Source organism: Chryseobacterium angstadtii, assembly GCF_001045465.1.
Lineage (GTDB): Bacteria > Bacteroidota > Bacteroidia > Flavobacteriales > Weeksellaceae > Chryseobacterium > Chryseobacterium angstadtii.
The window spans coordinates 1141031-1163288 of record NZ_LFND01000003.1 but is presented as its reverse complement, the minus strand read 5'-3'; the positions used below and the strand labels follow the sequence as shown (position 1 = coordinate 1163288).

Below are 22258 nucleotides of genomic sequence, written 5' to 3'. Positions count from 1 at the left end.
GTTTTCTCTTATAAAAATATAGGCAGAATTGTTTTTTCCAGTTTTAATTATTCCATAATGATTAACCGGTAACCTACAGCTCTGATGTTTAGAATATTGATTCTCGGGTCTTTTGAAAGTAACTTTCTCAGTTTTGAAATAAAGACATCAAGGCTTCGGCCGTTAAAGAAATTGTCATCTCCCCAAAGGTCAATGAGCGTTTTGTCCCGCAAAAGCATTCCGTTTTCACCGGTAGCAAGTCTATGCAAAATCTCTCCGGCTTTTGGGGAAAGGCTTGAAAACTCTTCTTTATATCTTAGTTTAAGGGTATAAGGGTTATATTCATAGTCACCTATTTTTATAGTCTTTACGGATACTGCCGGAATTGTTATACTTTTAAGAAGTCTGTTCATTCTGGCTACAAGTTCGTCAATATTAAAAGGTTTGCGTATATAATCGTCTGCCCCTATAGAAAAGCCTTTTAATACGTCTTCTGTTAACACTCTTGCAGAAAGTAAAATGAGAGGAATATTATTCCCTTGTTCTCTAATTGTTTTTAAGAAAGTATACCCGTCGAGCTTGGGCATCATAATATCTGCAATGATAATATCGAATAGATAATCTTTTACAGCTTCAAGTCCTTCTTCTCCATTATTTACCCATTTTACGGTAAACCCTTCTCTTTCGAGAATGTCACGGGTTATTTCTCCCAAGTCTGCATCGTCTTCTAAATATAATACTCTGATTTTATTATTCATAAACAGGGATATTTATTTCCATGATTGTACCTTGTGTATCAGAATGCAATAAGCGGATATTTCCACCTTGTTTTTTCAAAGAATTCTTCACAAAACTTAAACCTAAACCAAATCCTTTTACATCGTGTAAATCATTATTCATAATTCTGAAGTAAGGCTCAAAAATTTCTTTTCCGTATTTTTTGGGAATACCAATACCATTATCTTGTATGGTTATCATGATACGGCTATTCTTTTGGGTTGCAGAGATGGATATGAGAGGCTGCTTATCGGAATATTTTAGAGAATTGTCAATCAGATTCAGAAATATCTGTCTTAGCAGTTCATGATTTCCTTTTACATGAATATGCTCATTAATGTTTTCCAGTTTTACTTCTGCCTGTTTTTTTGCCATAATAACGGAAAGGTTATCCAGCACCTCTTGCAATAAAGATAATAAATTGACTGACTTCAGTTCTAATGTTTCTCTGTTATTATCAGACCGAACATTCTGCAGGATTGATTCTACAAGCAAAGAAAGCTGATTGGCTGCTCTTTGAATGATAAATGCATATTTTTTTGCACTTTCTGGTTCACTTGTGATATTATACTTTTCCAGCCCTTCAGCTGCGATTAAGATGGTAGATACCGGAATTTTAAGCTCGTGTGTCATATTTTGGGTGAAGACCTCTTTGTTTTTCATAAGTGCGTTATTTATCATCAGGTTACGATAAATAATGAAAAGCGTACCAAGAAACAGCAACAGATAGAATAACGAAAACATAATAGCCCAAAGTATAGAATAAACAGTGGTTGCAAATAAGTTTTTTATATGAATGCTAAACGTCCCTTTATCACCAAACAATGCACTTATTTCTTCTGTTGTATCAGAAGCAACAATAGATTGTCCTGCAGGATACATAGATACTTCCTTTTTGATTGTATGATAAACAACGATATCTCCATATTTAAACAATACCGGCATAGATTTTTTTATGGAAGAATAAATCAGGCTTTCCATTTTAATATTGGGTATATCCATGTTTTTCGTTTGCTCCGGATTCTTCAGATCGCGGGATTCCAAAACAACCACCTCCACATTTTTGTTTGCCTTATAAGATTCTTTTATCACTTTTTTTTTCTCTCCAAAAGTGGACTCCAACGCTGGATTCTTCGAAAGCTCACTCATCAGCTTATTAAGTAATATCTGCTGCAGTTCTATTTTTGTTTGCTCCAAAAGCTCTTTCTTTTTAGATTGAAAGGTATGCCACAGCCAATATCCCTGAAAAGCAAAAACCATTACCACAGTTAATATCAAAAGTTTCTTTCCAAAACGGATAAAAAAATTATACATTGAATTTAATTTCTATACAGCTAAATTAAATATTATGAATCGTAATAAAATAATTTGGTAACACTATTTAACACTTGATAACGATTTGATAACTAAGGTACTTGATCATAGTACATAAATTTGTATCCATAAAAAAAACAATTATGAATGCAGGATTTAAGAAACTAACATTTTTCTTTACTTTACTAGGTTTAATTAATATTTACGGACAACAGATAAAACTTCCTTTCGAATTATCAAAAGACGATAAGTCTATCTTTATAAAGCTTCCGATGGAAAATCAAAAAGACAGTCTGCTTTTGTTTTTTGATACTGGGGCGGCTACAACTCTATTTGACAAAAGAATAGCAGAAAAATATAACCTGAAAGCTAATTATCAAACTGAAGTATCAGGAGCAGGAGGTAAAAAGCTTTACGACATAATAACCAATCAAAAAATATTCATTGATAAAGATCAGTATGTAGATACAAATATTGTATTAGACGATCTATCAAGACTCAATAAATTGTATGAGAAAAAGTTTGACGGAATTATAGGAGCTGCAATTCTAAAAAATTACCTCACTAAAATAGATTTTGAAACACGTACCATGAGCCTGTACAAGTTTGATGATTCTTTAAACTATGATGGGTATGAAAAGATTCCTTTTGAGCTTCATTCAGGTATTCCTCAGTTTCCAATTACATTTGAGTTAAAAAATAACGAAAAGTTTTCGGGAGACATATTATTTGATAGTGGCGCAGGACTTACTCTTTTAGTCAATGCACCTTATAAAGAGAAAAATGATTTATTCAATAAACTTGGAAAAACCATAACTAAAAGCAGTACCAATCTGAGCAATAAAACAAGTTATAATAAAGGGCTTATTAAAAGTATCCGAGTAGGTAATACTTCAATTGAACATCCAAATTTAGGAATTTCTCTTTCATCAGATCAACAGGGTGTCAGTTCTTCAGATAAAATCTTAGGGATTTTAGGGAGTGAAATCATTAACAGGTTTAATTTTATACTCGATTATAAAAATAAAAATCTCTATTTAAAAACCAACCAGCTTTTCAATAAGAATTTTGAAGCAGTTGTTAGCCCTATATCTTTAAGTTACAACGAAAGCAGAAACGGAATTATCATTTCAAGTGTCATTGCAAATACTGATGCATCTAAAAAGGGATTAAAAGAAGGACAAAAGATCGTTTCTATTGATAATGTAGTGAGTAAAGATCTCAATATCTATGAACAGCTTCTAAAACAAATGAATAAGAAGGTTACGATTAAATATATGGATGATAATGGCCAGATTAAATCGGTAAAAATCAAGCTAAAAAAATTACTGTAAAATAGTACTTTAAAATTCTAAGTAAATCTAAAATAAAATTGGGTTTGGCTGTAGCAGTCAAGCCCAATTTTGTAATAATGCCAAGAATAGTTCTCTTGAGAAAATCCCATCAGATAATCATAAAACTCTCACGGATCAAAATTTTTGAATACTCGGTAAAAGGGAAAAAAGCAACATAATTTTAAATACTCCGGTCTTTCATCCAGACTACATTCTGCTCCGGATGATGCTCCATCCCGATAATGTCTCTGTACAATTCAGGTCTTCTGGCTTTTATATACCTGCTTCCTCCGGCCTGGACGAGCTTTTCGGGAATAAGGGTAACAGTCTCAAAACTGTCATCAAATGATCTGCATTCCGCAATTACATCTCCAAAAGGATCAACAATCATGGAACATCCGTTTTTCAGCTGATCGTCGTCCATACCCACAGGATTTGAGAAAACAGCATACACCGCATTATCGTAGGCTCTTGCAGGCAGCCATTTCATCAGCCAGTCTCTTCCCTTCATCCCGTCAAATTCCAGGCGAAGCGAGGTTGGATCAGTTTCTCTGTTCTTCCAAAGTTCAGGGTCAACAAATCCGGCTCCCGGCCTTGTGGAAGGCGTACCCATCGTAACATGAGGCATGAAAATAATATCGGCTCCCAAAAGTTTTGTTGCTCTTACATTTTCAGTAATATTATTGTCGTAGCAGATTAAAATTCCGCATTTCCAGCCGTGAATCTCAAAAACACAATACTGATTTCCGGGCGTTAAGTGTGGATTGATAAAAGGATGAAGCTTTCTGTATTTGGCTTTTAATCCGTTTTTATCAACACACACATATGCTTTATAAAGGTTGTCGTCTTCATCTTTTTCAAAAAGACCGGCAAGGAGAATGATGTTATGTCGGGCAGCAATATGCTGTAATTCTATGATGCTTTTTCCTTCGGGAATGAGTTCCGCGATATCGAGAAGCTGCTCTCTGGAAAGGTTTCTGGCAAATGTGTAACCTGTAATCGAGCATTCATGAAAAGCAATGACCTGGGAACCTTTGGCAGCCGCTTCTCCGGCCAGTTTCTCTATGACTGAAAGATTGTATTCCTTGTCTCCGCTTTTGTTTTCGAACTGGGCCGTTGAAATTTTGATATTGTCCATCTTTTTTTTCTGCAAAACTATACAGCTTAGCCTTTCGGAAATTGTACAAAACCGACATGTATTATGAAAATGGAAGCTCGATAAAGTTGACGGCCAACTTATTTCTGGTTGTATCGTATTGGCGGGGAGTCAATCCGATTGTATTTTTAAACTCCCGAATCAGATGGGACTGATCCGAATAACCCGCTTCATAAGAAAGTTTCGTGATACTTTGCTGATGGGTTTTATTCTTCATCAGACTTAAAAAATGATGCAACCTGATAATGGTACTGTACTTTTTGGGAGACATTCCGATATGTTCCTCAAACTTTCTTTCAATATGCCGTTCAGAATATCCTGTAAACTGCTCCAGTTCTTTTAAAGATAAGCTGCCTTTGTTTTTCAACATATGCTGCTGCAGATTGATAAGCCATGAATCCGGATTGTTTCTTGTAGAAATCAGTTTTGTGAAATATAGGTTTAAGGCGGCAATGATGGATTGAGGATCTTCCTGATTATAAAGATTTTCCTGAAACGGCAATAGCTGGTTTTTTAAGATATCCGAAGCGGAAATAATTTGGTTTTTGATGTCTTTAGCCGCAACATTAAAGAGAAGATTAAAAAAGTAAGGCTGAAAAACAACCGCCAATAGAGAAAACTCTCCTTTCGTACTCATATTTTTATATGACGAAAGCTGTCCGTAAAAAAAGGTTAACGGTAGATTTCTATTCGATTCATCCTGCATATTCATCTCAGCAGAAATAATCAATCCGGTGTTTCCATCTGCAAAGAGCCGCAAGTTTTTAACCCTATTCTCTTTATTTTCCAGGAAAATATAGTGTTTAATGTATTGAGCCAGATGTTTCGGAGGGGAGATTTGCATGATTACAGTTTAAGCTTTTTTATAATCCACGGTAAGGTCAATCCCTGTCCTAAAAGAGAAATCAATACAACGGCAATGGATAAGAAAATAATTTCGCTTCGTAAAGGAAAAGGTTCTCCATCGCTCAATAGAACAGGAAGCCCGAGAGCAATAGCCAGTGAGACTATTCCCCGCATTCCGGACCAGGTGATGATAAAACTTGTTTTGGAATCAAATAAGGCATCTTCACTGATTTTTCTTTTCCCCTGGAAAGCTTTTTGAAGATTAAACTGCTGCAAATAGACCCTTGCCATTCTGATCAGCAAAGTGACCAGAACAATTACGACCGCATAACCGGCATAAGTCCATACCTGTAGGTGAGATATTTTGTTTAAAATGATGGGGAATTCAAGGCCAATTAATAAAAATATCAGTCCGTTAAGAAGGAAGATAATAATATCCCAGAAATTCCGGGACTGTTCTTTCACATGATCCGGAAACTTGTTTCTGCTCAATTTGGACATTCCCAAACCAAGAAATACCACTGCAATAACGCCCGACACTTCAAAATGTTCTGCAATAAGATAGGTTACAAAAGGCATTAACAGAATTAAACTATTGACAACCATTGCATCTTTACGAAAGAAGCTGATGGTAAGAGCCAGTAATTGAAAGATCACCCAGCCGACAAGAAAACCGCCTCCTAAAACCATAAAAAACTCCAGCGCTGCTTTCCAGGTAACAAAACTTACTCCCGAAACTGCTGCGACTGCAAAACGATAGGCCACCAATGCCGAAGCATCATTGATAAGGCTTTCTCCTTCTAAAATGGTTATGGTTCTGTGTGAAAGCCCTAATCCCTTAGTCACTCCTACCGCTGCCACAGCATCCGTAGCCGAAAGTATGGATCCCAATACAAAAGCCAATGGCCAGGTCATCCCGGGAATTAAATAATAAGCAATAACAGCAATGCCTGCCGTGGTTAAAAACACCAGGCCGAATGCTAATGTTCCGATGGTATTAAAATTGGTCTTAAACTGCTGAAAAGAGATATTAAAAGCAGCATCATAGAGCAATGGCGGCAGGAAAAGCAGCATGATGATTTCCGGATTGATTTCTACAGCCGGCATAGCTGGAATAAAACCAATTGCAATTCCCGCAATCAAAAGCAGCATGGGAACCGGAATTTTTATTTTACCCGCCAAACCGGAAATGCCAATCATTAAGGCCATGATCACTAAGATGACCGCGTAATTTTCCATCAGATTATATCGTATTCAAATTGTTTAAACTTCTCTTTTTGAAAAAGATTCGGGTAACAAATGTAACTATTTCTGATCAGGATGGCTATTTTTCGGGCTTATTTATCTTCTGCTTTTTATTGAAATTATATTTACTTCAGTCCTATTCTTCATCCTTCATCGAATCAATGAAATTGATTCTCTCTTTGCCTCCTGAGTTATACATGATTCAATTAAACCTTTGCGCTAAAAACAAATCATCTCCTATTGTTTTTGTTCATTCAAAGAACATGGTATGCTATAGAATAAAGTGAGCTAAGGCGGAATCAATTTCTTTGATTCGATGAAGCATGTGAATAACACGTCAGGTCGTTTCTTTAGTTAAAACATTAAAAATAATCTCTTTTGGTTGGATTTTTGAACTATAGATGACAGCAGAGAATCATCGATGGGTTCTCATTCTGAAATTCTAAACACCAAAAAAATATAATATGTCAACACAAAATTTAACCCATCTTGAAGCGATTAAAAAGATTCAGGAATTGTCGGAGAAAGCCAGAATATGTATGTTCTGCACCGAACTTGAAAGTACACCCGTTAATGCCCGTCCCATGACATTGCAGGAAACTGATGACAGCGGTAATTTATGGTTTATAAGCAGCGGAACAAGCAATAAAAACTTTGAAATAAAAGAAGACCGCCGGGTACAGCTTTTCTTCATGAACAACAGCGATTCTCAATACCTTTCAGTCTATGGAAAAGCCTCTGTTTATAAGGATAAAGCCACAATTGAGGAGAAATGGTCGCCAATGGCCAATGCATGGTTCGACGGGAAGAATGATCCGGATGTAACCATCATTCGTGTAGAACCGAAAGAAACCTATTATTGGGATACTAAAGCCGGAAAACTGGTCAGTCTGTTCAGCTTTGTGGCGTCTGCCCTTACCGGCATTAAAACCAATAATTCTGATGGCGTGGAAGGAAACGCCATTATATAAAAATTACAAAAAAGGTGGCTTTGAATATCTCAGCCACCTTCACAACATAAATATAAACTGACATCAAAATCTATTGATGATGGTTTCAAACTTCTGTTGGCCGAGGCTTTCAAAGCCACGCGTTCTACAAGAAAAAAATATAAACTGATAATAATGCTATGATGACTTTGGGAACCTCCGCCACCAGTTTTTTTATTTCTTTACATCCTCCATGGATGCCCCGAAGTTGATATGCAGTACATTTCCATTCGACGTTACCAAAGCCGGAACCGATTGTATTCCTGCTTTTTCTGCCTCTGCAATTTTGCTTCTGTCATTTCCTAAATGTACGATTTCAACATTATCAGCACCCATAAGATTGATGATATCATGCTCTGCACTTACACATACAGAACATCCTGCATGATAAAAAATAGGCTTTTTCATAATGTAAATTAATTGGAAAGTGTTTTAATAATAGCTTTAAGTTCTTCCGATTCTTTTGCGGTTAAAGGTTTTAAAGGACTTCTTAAATTTCCTCCTTCCTCTCCCAGAATATTCAGACCGGCTTTTACAGCTCTCGGCAATCCTTTGTTTACAATAAACTTCAGCAGGTCAAACTGTTTATAGAAAACATCTTTTGCCTTTTCCAGATCTCCTTCTTCAATGGCTTTATACAAACCGACATTCAGTTCCGGGATCAGGTTAGGAGCAGCCGTACACCAGCCTCTTGCTCCGGCCGTAAATGCAGCCAGCGCCAGTGGATTGGATCCGTTATAGAAAGCCGTTTCCTCACCCAGTTCTTTTCTTAAATAATGCATTCTCTGGATATCTCCCGTACTTTCCTTGATCATCGTCACATTCGGGATTTCCAGAAGCCTTTTAAGCAGTGCAGGAGACATGTCTACTCCACTTGTTGCCGGATTATTATACGCCATAATAGGAATGGAAATTTTACTGGCCACAGCATCATAATGGGCTACAATCTCATCATCCGTCAGTTTCCAGTAGCTCATAGGAATGATCATAACGGCATCTGCTCCGGCTTTTTCTGCAAACACGGCGTGATGAATCGTTTTTTCTGTGGTAAGGTTGGATACCCCTACCAGCGTAGGAATTCTTCCGTTGGTCTGCTGTATTGAGGCTTCCGTTATGGCTTCTTTTTCTTCATCGGACAGATAAGGCATTACTCCTGTACTTCCTAACGGGGCAATTCCGTGGCTTCCGGAAACAATAAGTCTCTCTACCAGCTTTTTAAAAAGTGGAATGTCTACCTTTTCATTCTGGTCAAAAGGGGTAATTGGATAAGCAATTATTCCTTTGAATGGGACATTTTTCATGTTTTATTTATTTAAAATTAAAAATGATTATTTAGAAATCTTGACAACTAACCATTAAGAAAAGTTTAAGCTGTTGAGAATACTCTACTGAATGGATCTTTAAACATTTAAAACCTTCCGCTTCATCGTAAGTGTTTTATTTTCAGGAAGTATTTTAAATGAATTAAAGTATGGGTTGATCTAGTGGCATAAAAACCAGTATCATATTCCCGACTCTGCTTAAACTTTTATTTGTTCTTAATGATTGTAATATTAAAGGTCTCTGCCTTCTTCTTCTCTCAGGGCTACACCCAGGTTCTGAAGCTGTGGTGCATTCTCACAGGCCAGATATTTGGCAGGTTCAGTATCGCTTAGATTTTGATGCTTGTGCCATGCCCAAGACGGAATATAAACGGCATCTCCGGCTTCCCAGTGTACTCTTTCGTCCTCTACTTCTGTCCATCCTTTTCCTTCAATCACATACAATACGGTTTCATAGGTATGGCGGTGTCTGTTGGTTTGCTGACCCGGAGTAAGTCCTCCAATGGTCATACTTACATTCTTGCTTGGAAGGTCTACGAAGAAAACAGGGTGCTTTCTTTCTGTTGAAAACTGGTTGTGAACTCCTGCGTTTTCTACGTTTTTATGGATTAAGTGACTAGGCTTTACATACTTTGGTCTTGCAAATGTTTCGTGAAAATCTTTTGAACTGAAATCTTTTTTGTCCATGATGTTTTAAATTTTAATTGTTTTGTGCGTTATTGCATGACAAAATTATCTTATATTTGGACTGTTTAAATGATTCAGTTTTTACATAAATAGGTAGTCCAGATGCTTCGTCCTTGGAAATTAGAATTTGAAATTGATAAAAAGCTTGAAAAAGCGGTCTATTTGCAGATCGCAGATACTATTATTGCGGATATACGTTCCGGAAGGCTGGCCGCCGGGGATGCACTTCCCGGAAGCCGTAATCTGGCCCTGATGCTGAAGATCAACAGGAATACGGTAGTGGAAGCCTATCAGGTTCTCATTAATGAAGAATGGGTGATTTCGAAGGAAAGGAAAGGAATTTTTGTATCTGAAAAACTTCCCGTTTTACAGGAAAGACTGAGTGAAAAAAGAACGGCTCCAGAAGAAAATGTATCGGCTTTGAACAGACCTGTCATTAATTTTGACGATGGGCATCCGGACAGTAAAATAGCCCCGGTAGCAGAGCTCGCAAGGGCCTATCGCCAGATCTTCAACAGAAAAGCAAAATGGCAGATGATGGGCTACGGGAATGAGCACGGCGATATTGAATTCAGGAAAGTTATTTCTCAGATGCTGAACCATCAGCGGGGAATGCACATCAACGAAAATGAAATTTCAATCACCAGAGGAAGCCAGATGGCTATGTTTCTGACGGCTCAATGTCTGTTAAAAGCCGGAGATCAGGTTATTGTAGAGAATCCGGGCTATAAACCCGCCTGGAAAGCCTTCGAATATGCCGGAGCAGAACTTCTGCCTGCCGGAGTAGATCATGAAGGAATTATCATTGAAGATATTGAAAAGCTTTTAACGGAGAATCAAAATATAAAAGCTATCTACATAACCCCTCACAGACAGTATCCTACGACGGTTACTTTAAGTTTAACAAGAAGATTAAAATTAATAGAATTGTCAAACCAATACGGAATTACCATTATTGAAGATGATTATGATAATGAGTTTCATTTCGGTTACCGTCCTATTCTTCCCGTTTCCAGCTTTGCTGAGCTCAACAGCTATGTTTATATTGGAACATTGAGTAAAGTGGTCGCTCCGGCTCTTCGAATCGGTTATCTGGCCTCCAAAGATCCGAATATGATTCAGAAAATAGGAGATCTCAGGAAAATAATAGATGTTCAGGGGGATGTTATTATGGAACAGGCCGTTTTGCAGCTTATTAAGGAAGGCACTGTAAAAAAACATATTAAAAAAGCAACAGTTCATTATAAAAACAAAAGAGATCTCGTGTTTTATTTTTTGGAGAAATATTTGAAAGACATTGCCGATTTTACCCTTCCCGAAGGAGGACTTGCCTTTTGGATTGCCCCGAGAAAAAAACTTAACTGGGATGCTGTAAGTGCCTTACTTCTGGAAAAAAACATTAATATTATTCATCCGCAGCAATACAGTCATGACCGTATTATCAACGGATTCAGGTTAAGTTACGGTTCTTTGTCCGAAGAACAGCTGGAACTGAGCATCAAGATTATTTCTGAGGTCCTGAAAAATGAGAGCGCAAGATCAAAATAAAATCCGGCTGTAGAAATAAAAAAAATCTGCCTAATCAGCACAATCTGCGAGAGATTAAAATAATTGAGCCATTAAGTTTTTTTAGGCTTTTAAGAATATTAAGACAAGCTTCGTTTCAAGAGGAACAGCTTAAAAAATCATTTGATTTTTTCTTAACTATTCTTATTACCTTCATTGATCTTAATGGTTTTGTTAACCACAAAAGTCACAAAAGCTTTTAACAACTTAGTTTTTTAGATTAAAACTTTATGTATAAAAAACTCACATAAGTTCTTAAAAAATCAAAGATTTTTATTATTCCCGCAGATGCCGCGAATTGAGCAGATTTTTCACAAATAAGAATTCTGAGATCTTTTGGAAATTATTGGATCAAACCTTATAGGTTTTTATTGTGCATAAGTTTTAAAACCTATAAGGTTTAGTCCTTTATAAAATCAGAGTCATCTGTAAAATCAGCAAGAGAAAAGTTTCCACAAAAATCACAAAAATTTTTGAACATTTTAGTTTGATAAGCCAAATATTTAATGTAAAAAAGTACACACAAGTTCTAAAAAAATCTGCCTAATCAGCATAATCTGCAAGAGATTAAAAAGAACTGATTAAGCAGATGAATATAATTTAAGCAAATAACAAAGTCTACTCCACTTCAAAAATAGCCTGTATCTCTACAGATGAATTTACAGGAATAGACGATGCTCCCAAAGTAGCTCTGGCATGTTTTCCTTTTTCACCCAGGATTTCCACGACAAGGTCTGAAGCTGTATTCATAAGGTCTGCATGTTTTGTATAATCATCTTTCGTGTTGAAAATTCCCGTCAGCTGAACACATTGTTTCACTTTATTAAGATCTCCGTTCACCGCTTCCTTTAAAACGGCTATAACATTGAGCATTGTTGCTTTTGTAGCCTCTTTTACCTGCTGTTCATTAACCTCAACACCCAGTTTTCCGGGATTTAAAATTTTGCCGTCTTTCAATGCCACCTGATTGATAAATACGAGATTTCCGGAACGCACATAAGGTTTATAATTTCCGGCTGGCAACGGTACTTTTGGAAGGACTATATTTTTCTGTTTCAGAATGGTATTGATATCTTCAGACTTTTCTATACCTGAAACTGCGGTTTGTTTGGAAGTGAATGTTCCTTTCAGGGCCAAAGCTGTTTTAGCAAAATTCTTTCCCTGAAGTACAGCCAGTTCCCGTTCATCCTTCGTTGGTCTTTCCACATCTTTTAGAGAAGCCATACTGGTTACCCCTAAAACCGTATTTCCCTGGGGAATTGTTTTGTTGATATTTTCTGTTCCTCTGATGCCGTTGGAAACCAGAACCATCCCGTGAACGGCAAGCGTATTCCAGAAAGCATTAAGAGCCAGTTCTTTTCCGGCACCGCTTCCGGCAGACATAAAAACGGTTGCAGGCATTCCTTCCAGCGCATGATTCGTCCATAAATTAACCGTTTTGGATAAAAATTCACTCATTCCGGTACTGATATTTCCAAAATAAACAGGGGATCCAAAAGCAATTCCGTCATAAGAAGGCAGTTCCTCTACAGAAGCGACAGGGATATTTTTTAGCTTTGGATTTTGGGATTCTTTCACCTGCTTGATCACAGCTGTTGCATTGTTGCTGTTTTCGATGCCGGATGCTATTTCTTTAGCGAGTTCATAGGTTCCTCCGTTATCTGAATGGATAAGAACCAATATTTTAGCTTTATGATCTTGTGCCATGAGATTGGTGATTTTCAATAATAAGATGAATACAAAAACCGTACTTAGTTTTTTCATTTGTAATGGAATAAATATTTATCATACAAAATTAATAGTGTCGTTTTTATTAAATTTGCCAAAAATATCATGCAGAACGACATTATAAAATGCGGCTTAACGGAAGAAGCCAACAGCCGGTTTGTAGACCGTATCGGTAAAGAAGCTTACGTCTGGTGTGAAAAAGACTGGAAACATGATGCCCACGAGCATGCGCATCACCGTGCACAGTTTACTTTTGTAGAAGAAGGCTATCAGTATTTTCATATAGACCAGAAGATTTATCTTGTGCCGCAGCATCATGTCATCTGGATTCCTTCAGGAAAAGCCCACAGAATTACTTCTGATGCGAAGACGGTGAACCTGATGGTTTTCTTATTCAAAACCGTTTTCAAAGAGGATTTTTACAGGAATGTTCATGTTTTTGCTGTTCCTCCGGTTTTGAAAGAGATGCTTTTGTATGCTTCGAAATGGAATCAGCAGACCGAAGAAGATGAAGAGCAGGATTTGTTTTTTAAAGCCATTCTGAAAAGCCTGCCCAACCTTTGTAAAGAAAGCAGTAATCTTGAAATTCCTGTTCCGGCTGATATCCGTCTTATTCCGGTTTGTACATCCATCAATTCTAATTTTAAATACAGTCTGAATACGGATGAGCTGGCAGAAAAAGCACAGATGTCTGTACGGAGTCTGCAGAGAATATTCAAGAAAGAAACAGGAATTACCCTTCAGAAATACCTACAGCTTGTAAGGATTCTGAAAAGTATAGAGCTGATTGATTCCGGGCAGTTCACATTGAGCCAGATTGCATACAAAGTGGGTTACAGAAGCTTATCTGCTTTTACCTCATCCTATCAGACCATTATGAAGGCCAAACCCAGGGTTAAAATCTGAAGCTATTTCAGAATCAGCAGCTGGTTGATTTCACTTTTAAAACAGCCCAGAATAAATTCAGTGTAATACAGCTGAGCATTAAGGGCTTGTGTTTTTGGGTGAAGTTCAAGCTTTTTGGTAAGAACAATTTCGCCTTTGTAGGAAAAAGAAAAATACGCGAAAATCTTGTACAATGAATTTCTGATGGGTGTGCTGTATCCGCTGGTGGCTATAGACCATTCGGAATCGAAGAGTTTTGCTGCATTCAGAGCCATTGTGCTTACGATATTTTCCGATACGCTGTCACATTCTTCAGCTTCTGTTTTATCCACCTGCAGGAGGTTTACTTTTTGGGGCAGTGTGTACGCTGTAATTCCTCCTTTATAAAACAGAGAGGCATTGGGCATCTGCGAAAAGGCAAGCTGAAGACATCCTGAAGTGACGCTTTCTGCAATAGAGATGGTTTCGCCAGCGGTGATGAGCGACCGGCTTATGTATTCTAAAAGACTTTTTTGAAATTCCATATAATAAAGTGTTAAGTGATTGTGGTGTGAAGGAAATTGAAATTTCGGGAAAGATCTATAGGGTTTCTGCCTTATCTTTTTCCAGGGTGGTCAGGAGCTTATTAAGATATTCTTCTTCTTTCAATACTTTGTAATAAGCTGTTTTGGCATACAGCGTAAAAGATGAATTCTCTATTGCTATTTCCGGATCCGGACGGGCTGAAGGTATTGTTCTTTCACTATGATATTCCGTAATATTCAGAATGTATTCCCGGGTATAGGTATCAATTACATTTTTCAGAATATCGCATTTCGCATTGTTTTTGATCTTTTCCAGTGATTTAATCAGAAAAGCGGTAACTCCGTAAGAATTGATAACACTTGGAAATAGAGATTCATTCTCTATCATATTGTTTTTATCATTCAGTCCGGAATGTTTTAAAGTGTCGTTTTCAAATATCATAGGTTCTGTGGTTATTAGTTATCGGAAATTTTTAGATATTTCTCAAAATAATGAAGGTCTTTTTTATCTTTGATGGAAAGGTAAAACATAATCTGCTCCGGCTCTTTCTCTCCAATACTGCTAAAGCTGTCGAAGTGGGCGATTAATGCTTTGATGTTTTCAATTTCAATGTCTTTTAAAATCACAAACAGCAAAAAAATATTGGTCTTTATTTCTTTTGCATAAATAACCGCTCCGTCTTCAAAACAGTTTCCTTTATTGGGGACCCGTATAAAATGTTTATGCTTCAGGGTCTTTACTATTTTCTGACAATCCATATATCCGAGTAATCATGGTTGATACCAATTCTCCACAGCAAGCTTTGTAAAACCTATTGGGAGAATGGCTTTTTCCAAATACATCCTTTGTACTGCACAAGTATGTTTCAGAACTTGATCTCTCAAATATACGCCTGAATAAATCCTTTTCTTATGATCTGGATCATAACGGATTCTGTATCAATAAATGATTTTTCTGTCTCTTATCGAAATATTCCCTTCTTTTTCCATTTTCTTTAAAGTCCTGATAACGGTTTCTATTCTAAGCCCAATTAAATTAGCCATTTGTTGTCTGGTAAGTTCTACCTGAAAGCAATTTTCGCATTCATCGTCGTGGTAACTTTTTAGATAGTCCAGGAGTCCTCTCAGCCTTGATGCAGGATTCAAAGAAGCCATATTATGAAGCATAATTGCTTTGAAATAGAGTCTCTGGGAAAGACAGGCATTCATTTCCAAAGAAAGGTGAGGATGTGTTTTTATTAATTTCAAAAAAAGTTCTTTCGGCACCCTTATGATCTCAACGGGTGAAATACATGTAGCATTCATGGGATAAAACTTATCTACAAAAAGCATGGAATCCCCAAAGCTTTGTTTGGGCCCAAAAATATTGTGTATAAATTCTTTTCCTTCTTCATCATAATTATTCAGCTTTACTTTACCTTCTTTGATCTGGTAATAATAAAGGGCATGATCCCCTTCCCTGTATATGAGTTCCCCCTTTTTATACAGTTTAATCTCCCCTCCGGATGAACATAAAAAATTTTCTTCAATATTCATACAGCTTATTGTTTTCATAGTATTTCTTTAAAATATTTTCAAAAAGGTAAATTCATTACCTCAAGTACGATTTTATATGCCTATACAAATATTAAACCCTATTTATTGAGTAGACTGTTAAATAAAGTTAAAATAATTACGTATATACCACATAAATAAATTATTTCTTAAATTATATATAATACTCGGAAAAATACTTTAAACCATGAGTCATAAAAACAGTAAACCCCATTTTAATAATAAAACGGGGCTTTAGGATCTATGACGGTAAAATTATTTTTTAATTGTTGTGGTGCTGTCCGCTTTTTTAGTGGGAGCAGTATCTTTTATTTCTAAAGTATCTGAAGGTATTGCAGCTGTAAGAGTATCTGCAGGCAGAGTGTCGATAACGATGCTGTCTGAGTTTGTAGAGAGTTCTGTTTTTGCTTCTTTTTTGCAGCTTAATACAGTAAAGCCGATAATCATTACTAAAATGATAGATTTCATGATGGATCTTTTTTTGTGATGTAGAACCAAAGATAACCCAAATATTGTTGCTATTTTATGACTGTATCCATAATCGTTTATTTTTAATTATTTCGCAAATTTCTTTGTTCCGGCTACACATAAAATAACGCCTACTGTAATACCTACCATTCCCAAACTTACCTGCTCGTGGAGGAAATAGTCAGCAAGTCCCAATCCAAAAAATGGCTGCAACAGCTGTAACTGGCCCACTGTAGCAATGCCTCCCTGCGCCAGGCCTTTATACCAGAATATAAAACCAATGAACATACTGAAAAGAGAGATGTATGCCAAGCCAAACCATCCCTGGAAACTAACGGTCTCAATATGATCAGGAAAATAAATGAAAAATAAAGGAATCATAATGGGAAGTGCCAATACCAGAGCCCAGGAAATAACCTGCCATCCTCCTAATGTTTTGGACAGTTTCGCTCCTTCAGCATAGCCCATACCACATAAAATTACAGCTAACAGCATCAGAATGTCGCCAATGGGTGACGCCGATATTCCCTGCGAAAAAGCATATCCAACGACCAAAAGGCTACCTATCACAGAAAAGAACCAGAATATCGGATGAGGACGTTCTCCCCCTCTGAAAACTCCGAATACAGCGGTCGCCAGCGGCAACATTCCCAGAAATACAATAGAATGCGCCGAGGTAAGATATTGGAGCGCCAGCGCAGACAGAAGCGGAAATCCTATTACACAGCCAACAGATACCAGCAACAGGGGAAAAATCTGCTTTTTTTCAGGGCGTTTTTCTTTATAAATAATCAAAACAGCAAGAGCGAGTATCCCGGCAATAGCTGCACGGGCAATCGTTACGAAAATAGGGTTCATTTCCATAACCGCCAATTTGGTGGCCGGCATGGATCCGCTGAATAGCAATACGCCTATAAAGCCGTTGATCCAGCCATTTAAACTTTCATCTTTTGATATGAATTTATCCGTCATCATTTTATTATTTTTTGATATTTCAAAATTAGAAAGCTGAAATGAATAAACACAGTCTCAGTTTTGTATATTTGCATGAGCACAGTTTAAAGATATGAGCAAAGAATTTATATACACAGAAATCGCTGCCGGAATTGCCACCCAGATCCGGAATGGAGTCCTGAAAGCAGGAGACAGACTTCCTTCCGTAAGAATGATGTGCCAGGAACATCAGGTAAGTATGAATACGGCCAAAAGGGTTTTTCTGGAACTCGAATCACAGTCTTTAATTGAATCCAAACCCCAATCGGGATACTTTGTAAGCAGGCTGATGTCCGTAAAACTTCCTCTTCCCGAAGTAAGCCGGCCTTCCCTGATTGCAAACAATGATGAACCGGATGAACTCATCAGCCGTGTTTATGAAAATATGGGTAAAAAAGGATTGACATTTTTCTCCATCGGAATTCCTTCAGGAGACCTTCTGCCACAGGCTAAGCTGAAAAAAGAAATCATTAATGCAACGCGTGAATTGAAAGACGGCGGAACAGAATATGAAGAGCTTCAGGGGAACCTAAAACTCCGCAGAATGATTGCTGTACGCTCCCTCCAATGGGGTGGAAATTTAAATGAAAACGATTTGGTCACAACAAACGGAGGCATGAATGCTCTTTCTTTCTGTCTGATGGCTCTCGGAAAACCTGGTGATACAATAGCGATTGAAAGTCCCTGCTATCCGGGTATTTTACAGCTGGCAAACGGTTTGGGGTTGAATGTACTAGAACTTCCCACACACCCGACAACCGGGATTGAAATAGAAGCCCTGCGAAAAGTAATTCCTCAAATCGATCTCTGTCTGCTGATCCCTAATTTCAATTCACCGCTGGGAAGCTGTATGCCGGACGAAAATAAGAAAGAAATCGTAAAAATTCTGTCTGAAAATAATATTCCACTGATTGAAGACGATGTGTATGGAGATCTTTATTTCGGTTCCAGCCGTCCAAAATGCTGTAAATCTTTTGATAAAGACGGAAATGTTCTCTACTGTAGTTCTATATCCAAAACACTGGCGCCAGGTTATCGTGTAGGATGGATTGCTCCGGGCAGATACAAAGACAAGATTATGAAGCTGAAACTCCTCCACTCTACTTCTTCTATTTCTATTGTGAATGAAGCGGTTGCTAATTTCCTTAAATCCGGGAGGTATGAAAAGCATCTTCAGCAGATGCGTAAAGCGTTGCAAAACAATTATCAGAACTATGTACAGACGATTGCAGACTACTTCCCTGAAGGCACAAAAACAAGCCGCCCGCAAGGAGGATTATCTCTTTGGGTGGAATTTGATAAAAAGATCCGTACCACTGAACTTTATGATCATGCGATTAAGCAGAGCATCAGTATTGCTCCCGGCAGGATGTTTTCCCTTCAGAATCAGTTTGAAAACTGCATGCGTCTCTGTATAGGCCTTCCGTGGACGAAAGAAACCCAATTGTGCTTGCAGCAGGTCGGAAATCTTGCGAAAAGAATCTGATATTATTTATCCGGAACGAAGTTTTTTCTTGCCAGTTCTTTTCTTACTCTGCTAAGGCTTTCAGGGGTAATTCCCAGGTAAGAAGCAATCATCCACTGTGGAACTCTGAGAAGAAGATCGGGATACATCTTGATGAATTTCATGTATCTTTCTTCTGCGGTTTCGCCCAGCAGAGAGTTGATTCTGTTCTGCAAACTTCTGATGTGCTTTTGCAGTAAGAAATCACTTCTTTCTATGCTGTTGGGAAACTGTTCTACCAGCTTATTGAAAAAATCAGGGTGAAGAAACAGCACTTCCGTATCTTCCACTGCTTCTATGTAGTAAATGGACTTTTCATTGAAATAAAGACTGCTTCGGTCAGAAATCAGCCAGCTTTCAGGGGCAAACTGAATGATGTGTTCTTTTCCGTTTTTATCAATAGAGTACATTTTCAACAGTCCCTTTTCTACAAAAAATATGTGCCTGCAGATTTCGCCATACTGTAAAAGAAACTGATTTTTAGGGATTTTCTTTACTTCATAGTGTAAACTGCACATATTCACCTTTTCTATGGGAACATTGAGTACTTTGGCTAAATAAGTGTTAATATTCTTCATTATAAAACCTGGCTTATAGATATATCTTCATGTGAAGCACTGTCAATCACTTTTCCGTCTTCTATAATGATCAACTGAGGGCTTTCGTGCCTGATTCCAAGGTCTTCAGATATTTTATTTGAAATCGGCCTGTGTTCCAGCAAATCTAGGTAATATAAATCCAGCTTATTATCTAAATTATCTATTTCTTTCTCAAAATTTTTCAATACTGTTTTGCTGATGAAGCAGCGTGTGGAATGTTTAAAAATAGCAATTCTGTGGTGATAAGAATTTTCTATTGCATTGGCCAGATCTTCTTCAGATTCTATCTTTTTCCAGAAAGATTTACGTTCAGGGTTGTTTTCTTTTCCTCCGAATATTTTATCAAAAAAACTCATACATTAAATTGTTTTAAATGATGATCAAGGTGTTTGTATTCCAAAAATCCCCAGTCTCGTTCAGTCATTGTACCGAATAATTGATGATGATCCGGCAGCATTTTATTTTCATATGCCGTCCGGAATTCTTTCAACGTATTCAGCAGATTGGTCCTTGACTCATCAAAATCACACTCAAAATTAATGATTAGTTTTTGAAAAGTAGGCATGTTTCGGGGAATTCCATTGTTAAAAATCTGCATTTCCATTTTGGTTACTGCTCCTATCGTTCTAAAAACAGGGTTAATGCCGGGAAGCTCAATTTTTCCTATGGCTACTTTAAGAACTAGGTCACAGTGTTTTAGCATCCGGGCTGCATTCATTTTCCCCCACCTCCGCTGACTGGTTTCGGTAAGCTTCAAAATTCTGCAAATAATTTCTTCAAAATCAACCGGATTATGCAGACTTTTCTTTACCACCCTTTTTCTATCTTCAGATGTTCAATATGAGCAAAATGATGGTTGCAGTGCCAAACATAGAGAGCCAGATAACTTCTCAGATCATAATTCTGGTTGTGTTCAGGATGATGGAAAGTTCTTTCAAATTGTTTATTCGTAAGTGTTTTAAGCAAAGCTGCCCATCTTTGGTGGGTTCCTTTTATCATTCTCATAGCGGGTTTTATCGGCATATTGGCACTGTCCTGGAGTTCTGCCCATTTGGCTTCATCATAAGGTCTGATCGTCGGGTTATCTTCAGTTAGCGCCAATTTTAAACGGATGAAACTATTGATATGGCTATCGGCAATATGGTTTACAAGTTGCCTTACCGTCCATCCTCCTTCTCTGTAAGGGGTATCCAGCTGATCATCAGAAAAGTCTTCTATCAAGTTTTTAAGCTTTTCAGGAAAGTTTTTGATGACTTTAATATATTCATCAAGTTTAATATCGCAGATGTTTTCAGGCTGTTGGTATTCACCTATTGGAAATCTTTTCTGTTGTAAGTTATCCATATTCAATTATCTTTTTTAATCTGTTTTAATAAAAAAAGGTCATTCTGTTTTGGGATTGTATTCTTTTATCTGAAATTCCGGATTTCAAAAAAAAACACAGTTTTTATCATTTAAAAATTTCCCTAAAATTACTACAAGAAAACCAACAAGCCAATAAAAAAAATAAAGATAAAAAAAGAGCTTCAGTTCTGTTAAAAATGAAGCTCTTCCTATTGGGGTTGATGTATTAATATCCGTGTAAATCAATGCCCTCTGTTCTCTGTAAGGTTACTTTCTTACCCATTTTCTTCTGAATCACTCTGAAATGCTGCAGTTCATCATCCGTCAGAATAGTAATGGCAGTTCCTTTTTCGTTGGCTCGGCCTGTTCTACCAATACGGTGAATGTAATCTAAAGGCGAGCGCGGCAGTTCGTAATTGATAACGCAAGGTAAAGATTCGATGTGAATACCACGTCCAATCAAGTCTGTGGCAACTAAGATCTGTGCACCGTCCACTTTAAATTCTTCCAGATTATTTCTGCGGGCACCCTGCGATTTCTGGCTGTGAATAGCTACGGCTTTGATTTTATTCTTTTTAAGTTTTTCTACCAATCTGTCTGCGGATTTTGTAGAGGAAACAAAAACCAATGCTTTTTCAACTTTCTTTTCTTTAATTAAATAGCGTAAAAAAGGTCCTTTGTCTTCCGGAGAAACATGATAAGCCAGCTGTTCGATATGATCAATTTCAACTTCTTCTTTCTTAATTTCAATAATCGTAGGATCAATGGACAGGCGTTCCTTCATCTCAGATACCTTATCATTTAAAGTGGCTGAAAACAACGTTGTTTGTTTCATCACAGGCATGAGCGCAAAAAGTTTATTCATTTCCTCCTCAAAGCCCAGCTGAAACATTTTATCTGCCTCATCAATCACCAGATGCTGAATTCCTGAAATACTCAATGCATTATGTTCAATTAAATCCAATAAACGGCCCGGCGTTGCGATCAGAACTTCTACTCCGAACATTCCTTTCATCTGCGGATTGATGGAAACACCACCATAGACTGCCATTGTACGGACTTCCCTTTTCAGATTTTCGGTGAATGCTCTGAAAACTTCATCAATCTGAATGGCCAGTTCACGGGTAGGAACTAATACTAATACCTGAACATTACGGTCTTTCTTAACTTCCGAATTCTGTAGTTTTTCTAAGATAGGCATCACAAAACAGGCGGTTTTTCCGGAACCTGTCTGAGCAATTCCCATCAGATCCTTTCCTTTTAAAATAACAGGAACTGCCTTTTCCTGAATCGGAAATGGTTTCAGATACCCCAGTTTGTTGACGGAACGAATAATATTGTGTGATAATCCTAAAGATTCAAATGACATAAAATACTTATTTGCTGCAAAGATAAGCTATTGATATTTGGCTGGCCGCCGAAACCGAACAAGGATTGAAATTAT

The 22258-nt window shown here is 37.4% G+C and carries 25 protein-coding genes; 5 read left to right on the top strand and 20 right to left on the bottom strand.

The window, feature by feature from the left end; all coding sequences use genetic code 11:
• Positions 1-47 precede the first annotated feature (47 nt).
• Both ACM46_RS13085 and ACM46_RS13080 read right to left on the bottom strand, forming a co-directional pair.
• Complete coding sequence (locus tag ACM46_RS13085; protein WP_048507056.1) at positions 48-737, bottom strand: response regulator transcription factor; 690 nt, start codon at positions 735-737, stop codon at positions 48-50.
• Positions 730-2070 (bottom strand): sensor histidine kinase, encoded by a 1341-nt coding sequence (locus ACM46_RS13080; protein ID WP_048507055.1) that lies wholly within the window; start codon positions 2068-2070, stop codon positions 730-732. The genes ACM46_RS13085 and ACM46_RS13080 overlap by 8 nt, the downstream gene beginning before the upstream one ends.
• A gap of 143 nt (positions 2071-2213) precedes the next feature.
• Here ACM46_RS13080 and ACM46_RS13075 point away from each other — a divergent pair, with 143 nt between their 5' ends.
• Positions 2214-3404 (top strand): aspartyl protease family protein, encoded by a 1191-nt coding sequence (locus ACM46_RS13075; RefSeq protein ID WP_048507054.1) that lies wholly within the window; start codon positions 2214-2216, stop codon positions 3402-3404.
• Between the two features lie 181 nt (positions 3405-3585).
• Here ACM46_RS13075 and ACM46_RS13070 read toward each other — a convergent pair whose 3' ends face one another.
• From ACM46_RS13070 to ACM46_RS13060, 3 genes are all read right to left on the bottom strand, one after another.
• Positions 3586-4542, bottom strand: coding sequence for a nitrilase family protein (locus ACM46_RS13070; RefSeq protein WP_048507179.1), 957 nt, complete (start codon positions 4540-4542; stop codon positions 3586-3588).
• A 61-nt stretch (positions 4543-4603) separates the two neighbouring features.
• Positions 4604-5404 carry a helix-turn-helix transcriptional regulator gene (locus tag ACM46_RS13065; protein ID WP_048507053.1) on the bottom strand — a complete coding sequence of 267 codons (801 nt, stop codon included), beginning with the start codon at positions 5402-5404 and terminating at the stop codon, positions 4604-4606.
• A 2-nt stretch (positions 5405-5406) separates the two neighbouring features.
• Positions 5407-6645, bottom strand: a complete 1239-nt coding sequence (locus ACM46_RS13060; protein ID WP_048507052.1) for a Na+/H+ antiporter — start codon at positions 6643-6645, stop codon at positions 5407-5409.
• Positions 6646-7115: 470 nt separating this feature from the next.
• Between ACM46_RS13060 and ACM46_RS13055 the strand changes: the two genes are divergently transcribed.
• Positions 7116-7622, top strand: coding sequence for a pyridoxamine 5'-phosphate oxidase family protein (locus ACM46_RS13055; RefSeq protein ID WP_048507051.1), 507 nt, complete (start codon positions 7116-7118; stop codon positions 7620-7622).
• Between the two features lie 192 nt (positions 7623-7814).
• On the opposite strand, the gene ACM46_RS13050 is transcribed toward ACM46_RS13055, so the two are convergent.
• From ACM46_RS13050 to ACM46_RS13040, 3 genes are all read right to left on the bottom strand, one after another.
• Positions 7815-8048: a hypothetical protein gene (locus tag ACM46_RS13050; protein ID WP_048507050.1), complete on the bottom strand. Its 234-nt coding sequence runs from the start codon at positions 8046-8048 to the stop codon at positions 7815-7817.
• An 8-nt stretch (positions 8049-8056) separates the two neighbouring features.
• Positions 8057-8941 (bottom strand): dihydrodipicolinate synthase family protein, encoded by an 885-nt coding sequence (locus tag ACM46_RS13045; RefSeq protein WP_048507049.1) that lies wholly within the window; start codon positions 8939-8941, stop codon positions 8057-8059.
• A gap of 252 nt (positions 8942-9193) precedes the next feature.
• A complete protein-coding gene (locus ACM46_RS13040; protein WP_048507048.1) occupies positions 9194-9649 on the bottom strand; it encodes a cupin domain-containing protein in 456 nt (151 codons plus the stop codon).
• Positions 9650-9751: 102 nt separating this feature from the next.
• Between ACM46_RS13040 and pdxR the strand changes: the two genes are divergently transcribed.
• Positions 9752-11197: a MocR-like pyridoxine biosynthesis transcription factor PdxR gene (gene pdxR, locus ACM46_RS13035; RefSeq protein ID WP_048507047.1), complete on the top strand. Its 1446-nt coding sequence runs from the start codon at positions 9752-9754 to the stop codon at positions 11195-11197.
• A gap of 636 nt (positions 11198-11833) precedes the next feature.
• On the opposite strand, the gene ACM46_RS13030 is transcribed toward pdxR, so the two are convergent.
• Positions 11834-12979: an NAD(P)H:quinone oxidoreductase gene (locus tag ACM46_RS13030; protein WP_048507046.1), complete on the bottom strand. Its 1146-nt coding sequence runs from the start codon at positions 12977-12979 to the stop codon at positions 11834-11836.
• A 69-nt stretch (positions 12980-13048) separates the two neighbouring features.
• Here ACM46_RS13030 and ACM46_RS13025 point away from each other — a divergent pair, with 69 nt between their 5' ends.
• Positions 13049-13849: a helix-turn-helix domain-containing protein gene (locus ACM46_RS13025; protein ID WP_048507045.1), complete on the top strand. Its 801-nt coding sequence runs from the start codon at positions 13049-13051 to the stop codon at positions 13847-13849.
• 2 nt (positions 13850-13851) lie between these two features.
• Here ACM46_RS13025 and ACM46_RS13020 read toward each other — a convergent pair whose 3' ends face one another.
• The 6 genes from ACM46_RS13020 to ACM46_RS12995 all read right to left on the bottom strand — a co-directional run bounded on the left by ACM46_RS13020 (position 13852) and on the right by ACM46_RS12995 (position 17349).
• Positions 13852-14352, bottom strand: a complete 501-nt coding sequence (locus tag ACM46_RS13020) for a CinA family protein (protein WP_048507044.1) — start codon at positions 14350-14352, stop codon at positions 13852-13854.
• Positions 14353-14407: 55 nt separating this feature from the next.
• Entirely contained in the window at positions 14408-14794 is a 387-nt protein-coding gene (locus tag ACM46_RS13015; protein WP_048507043.1) for a hypothetical protein, read from the bottom strand.
• Positions 14795-14808: 14 nt separating this feature from the next.
• On the bottom strand, positions 14809-15111 hold the full coding sequence (locus ACM46_RS13010) for a hypothetical protein (RefSeq protein WP_048507042.1): 303 nt from the start codon (positions 15109-15111) through the stop codon (positions 14809-14811).
• A 180-nt stretch (positions 15112-15291) separates the two neighbouring features.
• Positions 15292-15906, bottom strand: coding sequence for a Crp/Fnr family transcriptional regulator (locus tag ACM46_RS13005; protein WP_241486010.1), 615 nt, complete (start codon positions 15904-15906; stop codon positions 15292-15294).
• A 255-nt stretch (positions 15907-16161) separates the two neighbouring features.
• Positions 16162-16374, bottom strand: coding sequence for a hypothetical protein (locus ACM46_RS13000; RefSeq protein WP_048507041.1), 213 nt, complete (start codon positions 16372-16374; stop codon positions 16162-16164).
• Positions 16375-16461: 87 nt separating this feature from the next.
• Positions 16462-17349 (bottom strand): DMT family transporter, encoded by an 888-nt coding sequence (locus tag ACM46_RS12995; RefSeq protein ID WP_117614435.1) that lies wholly within the window; start codon positions 17347-17349, stop codon positions 16462-16464.
• A 91-nt stretch (positions 17350-17440) separates the two neighbouring features.
• Between ACM46_RS12995 and ACM46_RS12990 the strand changes: the two genes are divergently transcribed.
• Positions 17441-18853: an aminotransferase-like domain-containing protein gene (locus ACM46_RS12990; RefSeq protein WP_048507040.1), complete on the top strand. Its 1413-nt coding sequence runs from the start codon at positions 17441-17443 to the stop codon at positions 18851-18853.
• Between the two features lie 2 nt (positions 18854-18855).
• On the opposite strand, the gene ACM46_RS12985 is transcribed toward ACM46_RS12990, so the two are convergent.
• The 5 genes from ACM46_RS12985 to ACM46_RS12965 form a co-directional block, all read right to left on the bottom strand.
• Positions 18856-19449: a Crp/Fnr family transcriptional regulator gene (locus ACM46_RS12985; RefSeq protein ID WP_034730236.1), complete on the bottom strand. Its 594-nt coding sequence runs from the start codon at positions 19447-19449 to the stop codon at positions 18856-18858.
• Positions 19449-19826 carry a bacillithiol system redox-active protein YtxJ gene (gene ytxJ, locus ACM46_RS12980; RefSeq protein WP_048507039.1) on the bottom strand — a complete coding sequence of 126 codons (378 nt, stop codon included), beginning with the start codon at positions 19824-19826 and terminating at the stop codon, positions 19449-19451. The genes ACM46_RS12985 and ytxJ overlap by 1 nt, the downstream gene beginning before the upstream one ends.
• Positions 19823-20284 carry a DUF1569 domain-containing protein gene (locus tag ACM46_RS12975; protein ID WP_241486009.1) on the bottom strand — a complete coding sequence of 154 codons (462 nt, stop codon included), beginning with the start codon at positions 20282-20284 and terminating at the stop codon, positions 19823-19825. The genes ytxJ and ACM46_RS12975 overlap by 4 nt, the downstream gene beginning before the upstream one ends.
• Entirely contained in the window at positions 20278-20814 is a 537-nt protein-coding gene (locus ACM46_RS12970; RefSeq protein ID WP_048507038.1) for a YfiT family bacillithiol transferase, read from the bottom strand. Before ACM46_RS12970 ends, ACM46_RS12975 begins: the two co-directional genes overlap by 7 nt.
• Positions 20815-21040: 226 nt before the next feature.
• Positions 21041-22183, bottom strand: a complete 1143-nt coding sequence (locus tag ACM46_RS12965) for a DEAD/DEAH box helicase (protein WP_048507037.1) — start codon at positions 22181-22183, stop codon at positions 21041-21043.
• Between the last annotated feature and the right edge of the window lie 75 nt (positions 22184-22258).